This window comes from Brevibacillus humidisoli (assembly GCF_020923435.1).
In the GTDB taxonomy this organism is placed as follows: domain Bacteria; phylum Bacillota; class Bacilli; order Brevibacillales; family Brevibacillaceae; genus Brevibacillus_E; species Brevibacillus_E humidisoli.
Genome location: NZ_CP087263.1, coordinates 3,272,304 through 3,287,828 on the forward strand (window position 1 = coordinate 3,272,304; position 15,525 = coordinate 3,287,828).

Sequence of the window (15,525 nt, forward strand, 5' to 3'; positions counted from 1 at the left end):
AGCATCAAGCTACAGATGACACGGGTTCCAACGTATCAACCGGTCCTAATCTGTCAACCAGTTCCAATCTATCAACCGGTCTTTAGGGGGGAGACGAATGAATCAAACTGGCCGTATTGAATATCACCCGATCCTTGGAGCAAATCCGGCGAGCGAATCGGTATCGTTTCGCTTTGATGATCGTCCCTTGACCGGCCGAAAAGGGGAAACCGTGGCAGCCGCTCTCTTGGCCAACGGAATCCGTACGCTGCGCCGACACGAGGAGACAGGAGCGCCGCGCGGCATCTACTGCAATATTGGACACTGTATGGAGTGCCGGGTCACGATTAACGGAATCACAGGTCTCCGGGCTTGTCTGACATTGGTAGAAGAGGGGATGGCAGTTGCGTCTGGCCACCCCCTGCCCACCCCTTTCCGCCAGCAAGGAGGGGAGAGTGGATGAGCAGCAAAAGTTTGCCCGACACGGCGGATGTCCTGATCGTCGGTGCCGGTCCAGCCGGCCTTAGCGCCGCGATCACGTGTGCCGAGCACGGTCTTGGCGTCATCGCTGTGGATGAATATGTAAAGCCAGGTGGACGACTGCTCGGTCAATTGCACCAGGAACCGGACGGCCACTGGTGGAACGGGATCACGGAAGCGGAGCGACTGTTGGATCAAGCAGCCCATCTGGGCGTATCGATCGTCTGCGGCGTTTCCGTCTATCACGTTGAGCGGATCGGGGAGGAATGGCTGGTGTCGACAAGCGAAGGTGCGGTAAGGGCTGCGGCACTGCTGTTAGCCACCGGAGCGACAGAAACAGGAGCACCTATCCCCGGCTGGACCCTTCCTGGGGTCATGTCGATTGGAGCGGCCCAGGTCATGACCAACGTCCAGCGCGTCCGCGTTGGTCATCGGGGAGTGGTCATCGGGCTGAACATCTTGTCCATGGCGATTACCCGTGAACTGCAGGTAGCCGGTATTGACGTCAACCGCGTCGTCCTGCCGGTGGCCAGCCCCATCAACCACAAAGCTTCCCACCCACAGTTGGTGCTGGAATCACTGCTGCAGGCCGCCCACCTCGCTCCGTCTCCTTTTATCAGATGGGGCAGCAGATGTTTGACCACAGATTGGCTAAAACGTCTCGCTGTGCGATGTTATCCCAGACGGGGAGTATCAATGTGGGGGATTCCTGTGCAGCTGCGAACCGCAGCTGCGGAAATCGTCGGACAGGAAAAAGTGGAAGCGGTCCGTCTGATCGATGTCAGCCCGGACGGTCTGCCGCTTCCGGGAAGCGAGCGAGAGGTTGCTTGTGACTTTGTCTGTATCGCAGGGGGGCTTTCTCCGCTGGCGGAACTAGCTGCGGTCGCCGGATGTCCGTTCGCCTATGTCCCGGAACTGGGCGGTCACGTTCCCTTGCATAACGAACGGATGCAGACTCCGTTGAAAGGACTGTACGTGGCCGGCAATATCACCGGTATTGAAAGCGCCAAGGTGGCGATGGCCCAGGGGACGGTTGCCGGCCTGTCTATCGCTGACGAACGAGGGCGTCTCGGTGAACCGGCGAAGCTGCAGCAAGCCGTGCAGCATGTGACAGAGGTGCGGCGGCAGGCCATCATCCAGTTTCACCCGGCTATCGAGCAGGGACGCTCAACCGTAGTTCAGTTGTTTGAGAAACATCTTGCCGGCTCTGCTTCTGCTGAACACGTACAGCAGCAAAAAGAGGCCTGATTCAGGCCTCTCAGATTGCTGACAAACCCCCTCTCTGCCAGAGCAGAAGTGGGGGTTTGTCGTGAAACATGCAAAAAACTAAGGTGCCCGTAAGGGCAAATCGCCCTCCATTCCCTTTATTCCAGAGCCAATTGGCCAGCTTTTTCAGATTCATAGCAGCAAAAGCGAGCATCGCCTGCATTGTCACTTTTTTCAATCCACGCAAAGTGGTCCAACGCAAACCATGCTTTTCCTTTAAATCAGCAAATACACGCTCAATGGTTTCCTTTCGGCGTGTATACAGCCGTTTATTCACTTCTGTATGTCTCAGATGTTCCACTTCTTCCAGATAGTCTGCCCATATATGGCGACTGATACGTTTTACAGCCTCACGGCTTTCCGTACATTGGAAGCGAAGGGGACAATGGCTACATATCTCAGAATCAGAACGGTACATGCGGTACCCTTCTCGGGTAGTCGTTTCGTAGGACAAAACCTGTCCGGCAGGACAGATAGAACAATCGAAATATTCATCATACACATAGTCGTGTTTGCGGAAAAAACCTTTCTTCGTGTGAGAGCGGGTATAGGGCATAACAGGACGAACGCCTTCGTCCAAGAGATATTTGCTTATGTATGGGGTTTTATATCCGGCATCTACCGCTACGGCATTCGGCTTCCCCACGTTTTCAATCGCTTGTTCAAACACATTGGTAAACACTTGGCTGTCATGGATGTTGGCGGCTGTAACGACCGCGCTCACGACAAAGCCATGTTCGTCACTTGCGGCATGGAACGAGTAAGCAAATGTCTGCTCTTTCTCGTTTTTGACAAACCATCCGCTGTCGGGGTCAGTCGTGCTCTGCTTCACCTCCTTCCACTTTGTATCCGACTTTTTTGGCAACGGCTTTTTTCCATGTTCGATGCGGTCTTGATTCAGTTCATCGTGCAGCTGCTGCTGGTACTTCTTTTGCTCTTCCTGAACCCGCTGCTTGCTGTACTTTCTTTTGTTGGCATGGGCCTTGACGTGGGTGGAATCGATGTAGAGGGCAGAAGGATCAACAAAGCCATGACGACATGCTTCTTCGAGAATGCGAGTAAAAATTTGTTCAAACAAGTCCGTACCTTGAAAACGGCGGACATAGTTTTTTCCGAATGTGGTGAAGTGAGGGATTGGTTGGGTAAAATCGTATCCCAAAAACCAACGATAAGCGACATTGGTTTCGATTTCTTTAATCGTTTGGCGCATGGAGCGAATGCCGAACAGATACTGAATAAATACCATTTTGATGAGTACAACGGGGTCGATACTGGGTCTGCCGTTGTCCGGAGAATACCGATCTTTCACCAAATCGTAGATGAAGGAAAAATCAATGGCTTTTTCGATTTTCCGAACCAAGTGATCACGAGGAACCAATTCGTCTAGCGAAACAACCGATACTTGATAACGGCCTTCGCCCTGTTGTTTCATACATGACACCTCTTGGCAATTATTTTCCACGTACATTATTCTACAAAAAACGTGTAGACCTTGTACCTTACGGTACTTTGTCTACACGCTGAAAAAAGGTAGCCAACGCCAACGCCACCTTTTTTGTTGTCGCTTTTCAAAGCATGACGCAGTCGTCCACTGATTGCAGTTATATTACCATTTACATGCTTCAATGCGAACTTGCGGCATCGGCTGCTTATATCTTCCGTCGCGTTTGTAAAATATAATTTACAAGCACCTATTAAGTTCCAATATTGAGTAGGAGTTCTGTTAAGTTAGAAAGTAAATGGCTAAAGCGATTACGTATAGATAGGCTAATCGGATATTCCATTTTTCACATAGTCTTTGCACCCAGCCAGAAATCCAATTTTTGGATATTTTGACCATGAGAAATAAAATTACCGCTCCGATTGTAGTCGTAACAAGTTCATGATGGGAAAAGTTGATCAGTGGCTGAATTTTAAATAAAAGTAACAAGGAGACGAAGAACAAAAAGCTAAAATATTGCTCTCTGTTTTTATTCATAACTTACACCTCCAAAATAAACATATAGGGGGAAGCCCCCTATATGTTTATTTTACCAATATCTCCGGTCTGTTTCATAGTACTGTACGTCTAAAGGTTTTTTATAGCTATCGTCTTCATAGTGAACGACCGTTTCATAGTAGTAGGTACATTCATCGTCAGAGTCCTCAACCTTCCATCCCCAAGCCCCTACATAAGTATCTCCCATAGCATCATCTACCCAGCCAGAAAGTCGTATTGCTGTCCAATTCACTAAAAAACTATCAGTAACTTTGCTAGGCAACTTTTTTAATAGATAGGCAACTATCGCTTTTGCAACTTCTCTTTCCATACCATTATCATAGTGTTTATATATAGGGCCAATTATGACTTCAGCACCACCTCCCCCTGGATCATTTATATTTGGTTTAACTACCTTATTTTTTTGACCAGTTTCCAACAATATACCTTGATAAAGTTGTTCTAATCTTTTTTCAGAAAGCTTCTGATTACCTGTGAATTTGATCCCTTTGAAGGTGTAGGAATATGTCTGTTCATTCTGAGCTTGTTTTTCTTCTAGTGTTTGTACTTGTGAAGTTTCTGATTCTGAAGAAGCTGCTGCAAGTGCCAAGGACGGGGTAACGAGTGAAATTGTTGTCACGAGTGATAACACACTAAATAAGAATTTTCTCAAAGGTATCTCCTCCCATTTTTGATTTACAATTCCCATTATAAACCCTTTTTTCCATTTTGTGTATAATGTTTTTGGTTTATGGTGTACTTTGTGCGGGAAGGATAACCTACATACCCATATGCATAATGTTTAAGAGTAAGAACTTATATTACATTCGGTCGAATTCAATGGTAACCGGTTGTAAACATCCTGACAGATGCTGATTCGATTACTGCCTTTGGTAGTCGTCGCTCAAAACTGCCGATAAGACAAACTACCATTGGATTGATGCTAGAGTAACATTTCATTCCATTTAATACTATAAAAACAAAGTTGCCCGTAAGGGCAAATAGCCCTCCATTCCCTTTATTCCAGAGCCAATTGGCCAGCTTTTTCAGATTCATAGCAGCAAAAGCGAGCATCGCCTGCATTGTCACTTTTTTCAATCCACGCAAAGTGGTCCAACGCAAACCATGCTTTTCCTTTAAATCAGCAAATACACGCTCAATGGTTTCCTTTCGGCGTGTATACAGCCATTTATTCACTTCTGTATGTCTCAGATGTTCCACTTCTTCCAGATAGTCTGCCCATATATGGCGACTGATACGTTTTACAGCCTCACGGCTTTCCGTACATTGGAAGCGAAGGGGACAATGGCTACATATCTCAGAATCAGAACGGTACATGCGGTACCCTTCTCGGGTAGTCGTTTCGTAGGACAAAACCTGTCCGGCAGGACAGATAGAACAATCGAAATATTCATCATACACATAGTCGTGTTTGCGGAAAAAACCTTTCTTCGTGTGAGAGCGGGTATAGGGCATAACAGGACGAACGCCTTCGTCCAAGAGATATTTGCTTATGTATGGGGTTTTATATCCGGCATCTACCGCTACGGCATTCGGCTTCCCCACGTTTTCAATCGCTTGTTCAAACACATTGGTAAACACTTGGCTGTCATGGATGTTGGCGGCTGTAACGACCGCGCTCACGACAAAGCCATGTTCGTCACTTGCGGCATGGAACGAGTAAGCAAATGTCTGCTCTTTCTCGTTTTTGACAAACCATCCGCTGTCGGGGTCAGTCGTGCTCTGCTTCACCTCCTTCCACTTTGTATCCGACTTTTTTGGCAACGGCTTTTTTCCATGTTCGATGCGGTCTTGATTCAGTTCATCGTGCAGCTGCTGCTGGTACTTCTTTTGCTCTTCCTGAACCCGCTGCTTGCTGTACTTTCTTTTGTTGGCATGGGCCTTGACGTGGGTGGAATCGATGTAGAGGGCAGAAGGATCAACAAAGCCATGACGACATGCTTCTTCGAGAATGCGAGTAAAAATTTGTTCAAACAAGTCCGTACCTTGAAAACGGCGGACATAGTTTTTTCCGAATGTGGTGAAGTGAGGGATTGGTTGGGTAAAATCGTATCCCAAAAACCAACGATAAGCGACATTGGTTTCGATTTCTTTAATCGTTTGGCGCATGGAGCGAATGCCGAACAGATACTGAATAAATACCATTTTGATGAGTACAACGGGGTCGATACTGGGTCTGCCGTTGTCCGGAGAATACCGATCTTTCACCAAATCGTAGATGAAGGAAAAATCAATGGCTTTTTCGATTTTCCGAACTAAATGATCACGAGGAACCAATTCATCCAGTGAAACAACCGATACTTGATAACGGCCTTCGCCCTGTTGTTTCGAAAGCATACATGACACCTCTTGGCAATTATTTTCCACATACATTATTCTACAAAAAAACGTGTAGACCTTGTACCTTGCGGTACTTTGTCTACACGCTGAGAGGCCTGAATCAGGCCTCTCCCTTTTCTTGACGCATAGCTTCTATTAGAGCACTTACTCTGCCCGGATCAACCGGTTTCAGAGCCTGCTGATCGACACGCACACCGGTCCCGAAGTGGACTTCTGTCACCCCTGTCTGCTGGAGAAAAGGTGTAATCGTATCCACCTTTAGACCACTGCCCGCCATGATCGTCAGATGAGTATCCCGTGTCAAGTCGACCAACTGCTTCAGCCGATCGATGGCATCAAGCGCACTTTTTTTACCGCCCGAGGTTAAAATGCGGCGTATCTGAGGATATCCACGCAGCAGCTGCAGGGACTCTAACTGATCTACCGCCTCGTCAAAAGCGCGATGGAATGTCACATCCAAGCCGTCCGCTTCTGCGAGCAGTGCTTCCAGCGTATTTCTGTCAATCTGCCCCGCTTTATTCAACGCTCCGATCACGATTCCCGCCGCTCCTAACTGCTTGGCAGCCTTCACGTCGCTGATCATCGTGCGTACGTCTGCCCCGTCATAGCAAAACGATTGGCTATGCGGGCGAATCATCACGTTAACCGGAATGGAGACGGCTTGCACAACCTGCTCGATCAGCCCGTAGCTGGGCGTCAGTCCGCCTTCCAGGATGCCGGTAATCAGTTCCAGCCGATCAGCCCCTCCCTGTTCGGCCAGCTTGGCGTCGGCTGCGGTGGTCGCGATCACTTCCAGGATCATTCGGTTTTCCTCCCTCTCGCTCTCTACAAGCGACAAGCGCCAACATGATGGCAAAAGCCTGTCGTCTGTTGCTTCATGCACCCAGTATAGCACGTCTATACCTGCAGCAACATCCAGACTCTGCCATCATAGTTGGTCTGACCCCTTGATCTGTAATCGCTCCGGCCTAACAGTTATTCAAAATATCCGAGCAGTTCGTCAACCATCAGATTGGCCGCTTTCACACCACCCGCCGTATTCCAGATGGCGTCGCTTACCTCATGCACGTTGTTTTGTTTGACGACCTCAAGGTTTTTCCAAAGCGGATCGTTCATCCATTCTTTTGCTGTGTCCGCTCCCTTTGATTCGCCCGGATTATCCTCCCAGACAAAGTAGAACAAGATATCCCCGTCCATCTCAGGGATTCGCTCTTTGGTCACTTCCTCTGTCAGCATGTCCTTTTGCTGTGATTCCGGACGATTAAAGCCAAGCTGCTCCAGAATCACCCCGGAGAACGAATCTTTGTAATAAATCCGTGCGCTTCCCGGCAAGAACCGGACAATCGACACCTTGGAAGAGAGTTTGTCACCCAGTTTTTCCTTGGCATCGGCAATCTTTTGATCAAAATCGCTCATTACCTGTTCTGCTTCTGCCTGCTTGTTGAGGGCCTCTGCATACAGCATGAAGTTCTCTTTCCAACTGCCGGAGAAGGTCTCGGAAAAGACAGTCGGAGCGATTTGCGAAAGCTGATTGTACACCTTTTCCTGACGAACTTTGCTGCCGATGATCAGATCAGGCTGCAGGCTGGCGATCAGCTCAATGTTGGGCTGCATCTCATCCCCGACTACAGTGACGCCCTCCATCTCCGCTTTGATGTGTTCGTACCACGGATCACCCAACCACGACTTGACCGCTCCAACTGGCTTGACGCCAAGAGCCAGTAATGCCTCTGTCCCTTCATTGGTCAGGATGACAACCTTTTCCGGGGTTCCCTTGATCTTTGTCTCACCCATCGCGTGTTTGACAACTCTTGCTGCCTCCTCTTGCGGAGCAGTTCCAGAAGACGAGTTTTCCGTGTTCTCAGCAGGGGCAGAAGCATTGTTTGAACCGCTCTCTGGTGTCGCTTGATTCCCGCACCCTGTCACCATCATCAAGATCAAGACCAATGCAGTTGCAAAAAATCCAGTGTAAAAACGATGCTGGCGTACCATCACATTCTCCTCCTTGTTTTTCTGTAGTGATGCAAGCCAGTTGTATGGAGGTAAACAGCTTCTCATCACATTTAGTGAAAACGATTATCATTAAACACGCAATACTTTACAGTGTAAGCGGAAGTACTGTCATGGATTTTTTGTCATCTCCCGTTCATTGACTAGCGTGCTTCCTACCCCTAATATGATAATGATTATCAATATTTTTTTGTTTCAGAACATGCTGGTTTTTTGGCCTAGAAAGGAAGTTGTTCGTGATTTGTGTGCTGCAGAGTCGTTTCTGGAAGACGACCATCCTGATCCTCGGTCTGCTCGTATTGCTGCTCAGTATGCTGGCCAGCATCTTGTACGGAATCAACAACATCAGCTTGCAGAGCGCGGTCGACGCCTATTTGCACTTTGACGGTTCAGACGAGCATCTGATCGTGAAGCAAACACGCGTACCGCGAGCATTGATTGCGGCCGCCGTAGGAGCTAGCCTGGCCATCGCTGGTGCCTTGATGCAGGCGATTACGCGAAATCCGCTCGCCTCTCCTTCCATTTTGGGGATTAATACCGGAGCAGGTTTGTTTATCGTCGCTTTCAGTTTTTTGTTCGATTCTGCCTTTTCCCTGATGGAATACATATGGATCGGCTTTCTGGGAGCTGGCGTCACTACCATTGTCGTCTACCTGCTGGGATCGGTAGGCCGCGATGGAATGACACCGCTCAAGATAACACTGGCCGGATCAGCCATTTCCACATTTGCCTTTTCCATTACCTCGCTTATCTTGCTTTTGACCAACAAATCACTGGACGAATATCTGCATTGGCTGGTAGGATCAGTCGCCGGGCGCGACTTGGCACATCTGGTCGCTGTGTTTCCCTATATCTTGATCGCGTGGATCGGCTCTTGGTTTGTCGCCAAACCGATGAACCTGCTCGCCATCGGTCAAGATGTGGCAGTGAGTTTAGGGCAGCGAACCGGTTTGACCAAAGCGGCAGCTGCCTTGCTGATCGTCCTGCTTGCCGGAGGTTCTGTCGCCGTGGCCGGTCCGATCGCCTTTATCGGCATCATCATCCCCCACATCTGCCGCTATCTGGTGGGAGTGGATCATCGCTGGCTGCTTCCGTATTCTGCCGTCGTCGGCGCCATTCTGCTGGTCACGGCTGATCTGGCTGCCCGCTTTGTCCTGATGCCAAAAGAAGTGCCTGTCGGCGTCGCCACCGCATTGATCGGGGTGCCTGCCGTGATTTACATCGTGAGAAGGAGAAAATATGAGTAAGTATCTTTCCCTGCGTTCGCATAAACCGCCGTTTTCTTTCCTAATCCACAAAAAAACGCTGCTGGTCACCCTGACCCTGCTGGTTGTGCTCGTACTGGCGGCCCTGCTCTGCGTCGGCATAGGCAGCTTGTTCATCCCCCCTTGGGAAGTAGTCAAGACGTTGTTCGGCGCTGGGGAAGAGGCCCATCGGCTGGTTGTCATGGACCTGCGGCTGCCCCGGATTACGATGGCGATTCTGGTAGGCGCCTCTCTGGCAGTGGCTGGAGCGATCCTGCAAAGCGTGGTTCGCAATCCGCTTGCTTCCCCCGACATGCTAGGCATTACCCACGGAGCGACAGCAGCAGCCGTGGCCTTTATCACCGTATCCGGAGGGAAGTACAGCGTCAACTGGCTCCCGTTGGTCGCCTTGTTCGGCGCCTTCTTTACCGCTGCGATCAACTACCTGACCGCGTGGAGAAAAGGGGTCTCCCCCCTCCGACTGGTGCTGATCGGCGTCTCTCTCTCCGTCGCCATGTCAGCCCTTACTTCTTTTATTATGGTGGCTGGTCCAACCTACCTGGCTTCCCAAGCGCTAAGCTGGATGTCGGGTACCGTCTACGGATCGGCGTGGGGACATGTCCTAGCGCTGCTGCCGTGGGTGATTGTCTTGATCCCGCTTTCCTTTGCCTTCTCCTCCAAACTGAATGTGCAGGAATTGGGCGATTCGGTCGCTACCGGACTTGGTGATCCTGTTGAAAAACATCGGCTGCTGTTGATTGCCATAAGCGTTTGCCTGGCCGGTTCGGCGGTAGGAATGGCCGGAGGCATCACGTTTATCGGACTGATGGCACCCCATATTGCCAGAAAGCTGGTGGGTCCGACGCTTGACGGTCTGTTGCCGGTATCCGCCCTGATTGGCAGCTTGCTGCTGCTGTTGGCCGACTTGATTGGTAGAACCTTGTTTCTGCCCAACGATGTTCCAGCCGGTGTTTTTACCGCTGCGATCGGGGCACCGTTTTTTATCTACCTGCTGTACAGAAGCAGGAAGGGATAGAGAAGAAAACGTTTCACCCTCTCGCCGCCGTTTGCAAGAGATACATAATCACTTGGAATCGGCGCACACTAAACTAGTAAAGAACGGAATGAATACCAGTTTGGTGGAGAGGGTGTTCCCAATTGGATGAAATCCTGTTGGCCCGGTCCATGTTTGGGATGACGATGGCCTTTCATATCATTTTTGCTACCCTTGGAGTGGGGCTTCCCCTGATGATCCTGATCGCTGAACTCCTCTTTTGGCGTACCAAAGACAAAGACTACGAGCTGATGGCCAAACGTTGGACAAAGGGACAGGCGATCTTGTTGGGAGTGGCGATTCCCTCCGGTACGATTGCCGGTGTCCAACTATCGCTGCTTTGGCCAGGTTTTATGGAAGTGGTGGGCAAAGTAATCGCCCTGCCGTTTCAGATCGAGATTTTTGCCTTCTTTCTGGAAGCGCTGTTTCTCTCCCTCTACGTCTACGCAGCGGACAGGCTCACCCCGTGGATGCGCATCGTCAGTGTCTTCCTGGTCTTGGTGGGCGCCACTGCGTCGGCTGTGCTGATTACCAATGTACACGCCTTTGAGGGGACGCCTGCCGGCTTTCGTCTGGTTGATGGAGAGATTGTCGATGTAGACCCCTGGGCCGCTTTTTTCAATCCCAGCTTCTTCGTTACGGCCGGTCACGTCACCGTCTCCGCGTTTATGACCGGTGCGTTTGTGATCGCCTCTGTCGCCGCCTGGAAGATGATCAGAGCGAAAGCGCCCGGTCGCGAGTATCTGTTTCATCAAAAAGCGCTCCTGATGGGGCTGATCATCGGCGGCACCTTTTCCCTGCTCACTGCGCTCAACGGCCACGAATCGGCCCAGTATCTGCATCACTACCAACCGGAAAAACTGGCTGCCGCCGAGGGGCTGTTTGAGACACAGCCGTACGCGCCGCTGGTGATCGGCGGGCTCACCGACCCCGAGACACAAGAGGTGAAGTACGGTATCGAGATTCCCTGGATGCTTAGTTTTCTCGCCGGCAACCGCTTTGACGAGGTGGTTGTCGGGTTGAATGACTTTCCCCGGGAATACTGGCCGCCGCTGTTTGTCCATACGCTGTTTAACGCGATGGTAGGCATCGGCAGTCTGTTGATCCTGGTCGGCTTTGTCGGCTTTGCCTGGAAAAAGCTGCTGAAAAAAGACCGCTATCCACGCTGGGCGATGTGGCTGTTCGTGGCGAGCGGTCCCCTTGCCATGCTGGGGATTGAGTTTGGCTGGATCTTTGCTTGTACCGGGCGGCAGCCATGGGTGATCTACCGGATGATGTTGACATCGGAGGCGGCCACTCGTTCGGAGGGACTTGGCGTTTTGTTTGGGCTTTTCCTCGCTGTCTATCTCTTGCTGGCCATCGTGACGATCCTGGTCTTCCTCAGCTACTTCCGCCGCCATCCCCTGCCATTTGCAAAACCGGCCAGTCAAGTCAGCAACAATGACGCGCCAAAAGGGTGAGACAGGATGACAGATACGCTTCTCGCGATCACCTTGTTGTGGATCTTTGTGGTAATCTATTCGGTTGCGGCTGCCTTCGACTTCGGAGCCGGTTTCTGGTCGATGGTCTACCTCAATCACGACCAAACCAGAGCGACAACCATCGCCAACCGATATCTCTCCCCTTCGTGGGAGGTGACCAATGTGTTTATCGTCCTCATCGTTGTGGGATTGGTTTCTTTTTTCCCTGGGGCTACTTTTAAGCTGGGGACGGTGCTGCTGGTTCCAGGCAGCCTGGTCGTCCTGTTGATCCTGATTCGCAGTGCCTTTATGATCTTCTCTCATCTTGTCCAGAAGTATCACAAGATGCTGAGTGTCGTCTCTGGGATTACCGGACTGATCGTTCCGGCTCTGTTGATCAGCGTGCTGCCGATCACGCAAGGGGGATATATAGAGGACATAGATGGTGTGGAACGGCTGCTGTTGGGCGAACTGCTGACCAGTCCGCACGGTTTGGCTTACGTTGGACTGGCCGTCACCAGCACGCTTTTCCTATCGTCGCTGCTGCTCGCCGATTACTCGTACGTGGCAGGGGAAAAGCAGGCATTTGCCGTTTATCGGCGCGACGCCATCCTGCTGGGTCCGCTCACTTTGTTGATGGCGATGCTGACCCTTGTCACGATGGAGAGAGCTGCCCCCTGGCTCTATGCGAGGTTGTGGGACTACCTCCCTTGGCTGATCGCTTCTGCCGCCTGCTTTTTTGTCGGTTACATCACGCTGCTGCTTCCGCAGGAACGCCGCTTTTTGCTGCACCTGCCGCGCATCGCCGTGATCAGCGTGATCGTACAGTATCTGCTGGCCAGCTATGCCTACGGGGCCGCTCATCTGCCTTATGTCGTCTACCCGGATGTCACGATTGAATCAGGTTTTACTCACCCCAACACCTTCCGCGCCTTGTTTGTCAGCTATATCGTCGGATTCGCCCTGCTTACACCGGGGTTTCTCCTCTTTTGGCGGATGTTTATGAAAGACAGCAGATATCTGCGCCAATAGGGTTGCCTGCAGCAGGCTTGAGGCTGGCTGGACTGGACTATTTCACCAGCTTGAGAATCTGTTTAAACGCTTCTCCCCGAGCGACGCGCAGCAGTTCGTACAGGGCGGTTTCCAGACAAGTGATGGCGACGCCGCTTGTTCTCATCTTTTCGATCCCGATCTGTTTGTTGGCCTCTGTACGGGAGGAGACGGCGTCTGCCACCACCTGTACCTCGTACCCGCTCTCTTGCAGACCAACGGCTGTCTGATACACGCATATATGCGCCTCGATACCAGCGATCAGGATTTGCCGCCGGCCTGTCTGACGGACTGCCTCTATGAATGGCTGATGATCGCAGGCGTTAAACGCGTGTTTGGCAATGGGTTGAATGTCCTGCAGATGACGGGCGATCTCCTCTATTGTAGGCCCGAACCCCTCTGGATACTGCTCCAGCCAGACAACCGGAATCCCGAGAATCTGGGCCCCCTGAACCAGCTTCTCCAGTGTATCCACCATCTCCTCACTGTCATGCACGATCCGGGCTAGCTTGCCTTGTACATCGACGACCACCAACAACGTATTTTCTCTGCTCAGCATGCTGATCCCCTCCTTACGATTGTTTTTCACTCCATTTCTTGCTTACAGCAGGAACTGGCCACCTTTCCTCTCTACAACTATACGAAAAGCAGCCGCTAATCTCCTGCCGGCGATCCATGCATCATGGATCTAACCCACATGCCAGAGGCGGGTCTTGATACATACGGCAAACAGACAGAAATTGACGATAGCTGCCGCTGCAAATACGGTGGATGCTCCCCACCAGGCAATCACCCACCCAGGGGTGGTAAAATAAAAAGTGTAGAGTTAATGCCTCGTTTTTTCGACTTTTTCAAGACAAGTAGAGATGAGGAGTGCCGCATGTCCATCGTGCTGGACTACATAAAGCTGCGACAGACGTTTCCGATAGCGGAAGAAGGGGAACCGCTGCGGGTGACTATGGCCCAACTGGCCGAGATCTGGTATTGCACCCCCCGCAACGCGAAGTTGATGATCAACAAGATGGAGCAGTTGAACTGGCTCTCCTACACTCCCGGCAGAGGGAGGGGCATCGCTTCCACGATCCGGTTTCACTATCCGTCCGACCAACTGCTGCTGGCCGAAGCAGAAAAAAGAGTGCGCCAGGGAAAACTGCATCAGGCGCTGGAACTGCTCCGTACATACGGAGATGGAACCACGCTTCAGCGTTCCTTTTTGCTGCTGCTGAACCAGTCTTTGGGGCACCAGGTGGAGTCAAACGAAGGGGAGCGATTGGAGACCCTTCGCCTGCCGATCGCCCGGACCATCAATGCGCTCGATCCGGCAGATGGTTTTTTTGCCCTGGATCTCCACCTAATCAAGCAGGTATATGATACATTGATCGCTTATGACTACAAACAACAGCGTCATCTCCCAATGCTCGCCCATCACTGGGAGTCAAATCGTACATGCAGTGACTGGGTTTTCTACTTGCGCAAAGGCGTACGGTTTCACCACGGCAAAGAGTGCACCGCAGACGATGTCGCCTACACGATGGAACGGCTGCAGCGATCCAGCCGGGATGGTGGAGCCAACGGTTGGCTGCTGCAGACGGTCAATCGCATTCGCCTCCTGGATCGCTACACGATTCAACTTACTTTGTCCGCGCCCAATCGGCTGTTTGCGCCGTTTCTCAGTTTGCCCGCTGCATCTGTCGTCCCGGCAGATCTCGCTTCGCTCCCGTTTCGCCCGGTGGGAACAGGGCCGTTCCGGGTATTCGAATACACCGATCACCACTGTATCCTGGAAGCGAATCCCGATTACTTTTACGGGCGTGCCCACCTGGACAGGATTGAGATTCTCTCTGTGTCGGCGCAACAGGCAAACGCCCTGCTCAGCCAAGAGACAAGCCAGTTGTTTGTCCACACAGGGGAGACAGCGAGACCAAGCCATTCCTCTTGGCGAAGCCGGGATTTCCCGTTCGCCAGCTGCAGCCTGCTCACGTTCAATCTGGCCAGACCGGGGCCACAGGCGGATATTCGGTTTCGTCAGGCACTCCACCTGCTGCTTGATCGCCACAAGATGATCGACGAGCTAGGGGAACTGCGGGTAGCTCCAGCGACAGGCTTTCATGAGAGAGGAGGAACAGGTCAAGAACAGAGTCCGGTCACTTTGTCCGCTATGGAGGCTGCGGCCAATCTGCAAAAAGGGAGGCGCCTTTTGGAAGATTCGGAAAAGGTTTGGGCTTCGCTGACAGAAAACGAGCAGTTGGCCAAGTGGTTCCCTGAGCTTCGGATGGATGAGCTGCGTGAAGGCGGGGTCATCACGTTTGACATGCAGGATGGCACGTTTGAGGAACTGCGGATTATCGAGTTTGCCATGTATTCCGTACTGGAGTATACATGGGGGGACGACCAGGTTCGCTTTGAGCTGTACCCAGATGGAGAGGGCTGTCGCTTGGTCTTGATCGAGAAGATCAACAAGATCACGGATCACACGCCAAAGGATCTTGCCGGCTGGCACGTCTGCCTGGATGTCATCGAAGCGTTGCTGGACGGCAGCACGCTGGAAGACCGTAAAAATGAATGGGAAAAATGGCATGAGAAATACGTGCAAGTGATCGAGAAACTCCCAAAAGGCGAATCAGAGATGTAGCGCTGACCACA

Annotated in this window: 13 protein-coding genes; 7 read left to right on the forward strand and 6 right to left on the reverse strand. The window is 51.5% G+C overall.

From position 1 onward, the window contains the following. Positions 1–97: 97 nt before the first annotated feature. Both LOK74_RS16070 and LOK74_RS16075 read left to right on the forward strand, forming a co-directional pair. Positions 98–442: a (2Fe-2S)-binding protein gene (locus LOK74_RS16070; RefSeq protein ID WP_230043029.1), complete on the forward strand. Its 345-nt coding sequence runs from the start codon at positions 98–100 to the stop codon at positions 440–442. Next, entirely contained in the window at positions 439–1,707 is a 1,269-nt protein-coding gene (locus LOK74_RS16075) for an NAD(P)/FAD-dependent oxidoreductase (RefSeq protein ID WP_230043030.1), read from the forward strand. Before LOK74_RS16070 ends, LOK74_RS16075 begins: the two co-directional genes overlap by 4 nt. A 10-nt stretch (positions 1,708–1,717) precedes the next feature. Here the strand turns inward: LOK74_RS16075 and LOK74_RS16080 are convergent, their stop codons facing one another. From LOK74_RS16080 to LOK74_RS16100, 5 genes are all read right to left on the reverse strand, one after another. After that, the gene (locus tag LOK74_RS16080) at positions 1,718–3,157 is read right to left on the reverse strand and encodes an IS1182 family transposase (RefSeq protein ID WP_230043031.1); all 1,440 of its coding nucleotides are present in this window, start codon (positions 3,155–3,157) and stop codon (positions 1,718–1,720) included. A gap of 598 nt (positions 3,158–3,755) precedes the next feature. Then, positions 3,756–4,376 carry a hypothetical protein gene (locus LOK74_RS16085; protein ID WP_230043032.1) on the reverse strand — a complete coding sequence of 207 codons (621 nt, stop codon included), beginning with the start codon at positions 4,374–4,376 and terminating at the stop codon, positions 3,756–3,758. A 164-nt stretch (positions 4,377–4,540) separates the two neighbouring features. Beyond that, on the reverse strand, positions 4,541–6,061 hold the full coding sequence (locus LOK74_RS16090) for an IS1182 family transposase (RefSeq protein ID WP_230043033.1): 1,521 nt from the start codon (positions 6,059–6,061) through the stop codon (positions 4,541–4,543). Positions 6,062–6,164: 103 nt separating this feature from the next. Further along, positions 6,165–6,866, reverse strand: coding sequence for a copper homeostasis protein CutC (locus LOK74_RS16095; RefSeq protein ID WP_230043034.1), 702 nt, complete (start codon positions 6,864–6,866; stop codon positions 6,165–6,167). A 173-nt stretch (positions 6,867–7,039) separates the two neighbouring features. Continuing rightward, positions 7,040–8,056: an ABC transporter substrate-binding protein gene (locus LOK74_RS16100; RefSeq protein ID WP_230043035.1), complete on the reverse strand. Its 1,017-nt coding sequence runs from the start codon at positions 8,054–8,056 to the stop codon at positions 7,040–7,042. 254 nt (positions 8,057–8,310) lie between these two features. On the opposite strand from LOK74_RS16100, the gene LOK74_RS16105 reads away from it, so the two are divergent. The 4 genes from LOK74_RS16105 (at position 8,311) to LOK74_RS16120 (ending at position 12,864) form a co-directional block, all read left to right on the forward strand. Next, positions 8,311–9,321 (forward strand): FecCD family ABC transporter permease, encoded by a 1,011-nt coding sequence (locus LOK74_RS16105; RefSeq protein ID WP_230043036.1) that lies wholly within the window; start codon positions 8,311–8,313, stop codon positions 9,319–9,321. After that, positions 9,314–10,354, forward strand: coding sequence for a FecCD family ABC transporter permease (locus LOK74_RS16110; protein ID WP_230043037.1), 1,041 nt, complete (start codon positions 9,314–9,316; stop codon positions 10,352–10,354). Before LOK74_RS16105 ends, LOK74_RS16110 begins: the two co-directional genes overlap by 8 nt. Positions 10,355–10,476: 122 nt before the next feature. After that, positions 10,477–11,832: a cytochrome ubiquinol oxidase subunit I gene (locus LOK74_RS16115; protein ID WP_230043038.1), complete on the forward strand. Its 1,356-nt coding sequence runs from the start codon at positions 10,477–10,479 to the stop codon at positions 11,830–11,832. A 6-nt stretch (positions 11,833–11,838) separates the two neighbouring features. Beyond that, complete coding sequence (locus tag LOK74_RS16120) at positions 11,839–12,864, forward strand: cytochrome d ubiquinol oxidase subunit II (RefSeq protein WP_230043039.1); 1,026 nt, start codon at positions 11,839–11,841, stop codon at positions 12,862–12,864. A 37-nt stretch (positions 12,865–12,901) separates the two neighbouring features. Here the strand turns inward: LOK74_RS16120 and LOK74_RS16125 are convergent, their stop codons facing one another. Continuing rightward, the gene (locus LOK74_RS16125) at positions 12,902–13,441 is read right to left on the reverse strand and encodes a hydrolase (RefSeq protein WP_230043040.1); all 540 of its coding nucleotides are present in this window, start codon (positions 13,439–13,441) and stop codon (positions 12,902–12,904) included. A gap of 321 nt (positions 13,442–13,762) precedes the next feature. On the opposite strand from LOK74_RS16125, the gene LOK74_RS16130 reads away from it, so the two are divergent. Further along, positions 13,763–15,514: an ABC transporter substrate-binding protein gene (locus LOK74_RS16130; protein ID WP_230043041.1), complete on the forward strand. Its 1,752-nt coding sequence runs from the start codon at positions 13,763–13,765 to the stop codon at positions 15,512–15,514. Positions 15,515–15,525 lie beyond the last annotated feature (11 nt).

Coding starts and splice junctions, on each gene's coding strand:
- LOK74_RS16120 (WP_230043039.1), top strand. CDS start 11,839: ATGACAGATACGCTTCTCGCGATCACCTTGTTGTGGATCTTTGTGGTA.
- LOK74_RS16100 (WP_230043035.1), bottom strand. CDS start 8,056: ATGGTACGCCAGCATCGTTTTTACACTGGATTTTTTGCAACTGCATTG.
- LOK74_RS16075 (WP_230043030.1), top strand. CDS start 439: ATGAGCAGCAAAAGTTTGCCCGACACGGCGGATGTCCTGATCGTCGGT.
- LOK74_RS16090 (WP_230043033.1), bottom strand. CDS start 6,061: ATGCTTTCGAAACAACAGGGCGAAGGCCGTTATCAAGTATCGGTTGTT.
- LOK74_RS16125 (WP_230043040.1), bottom strand. CDS start 13,441: ATGCTGAGCAGAGAAAATACGTTGTTGGTGGTCGTCGATGTACAAGGC.
- LOK74_RS16095 (WP_230043034.1), bottom strand. CDS start 6,866: ATGATCCTGGAAGTGATCGCGACCACCGCAGCCGACGCCAAGCTGGCC.
- LOK74_RS16110 (WP_230043037.1), top strand. CDS start 9,314: ATGAGTAAGTATCTTTCCCTGCGTTCGCATAAACCGCCGTTTTCTTTC.
- LOK74_RS16070 (WP_230043029.1), top strand. CDS start 98: ATGAATCAAACTGGCCGTATTGAATATCACCCGATCCTTGGAGCAAAT.
- LOK74_RS16130 (WP_230043041.1), top strand. CDS start 13,763: ATGTCCATCGTGCTGGACTACATAAAGCTGCGACAGACGTTTCCGATA.
- LOK74_RS16080 (WP_230043031.1), bottom strand. CDS start 3,157: ATGAAACAACAGGGCGAAGGCCGTTATCAAGTATCGGTTGTTTCGCTA.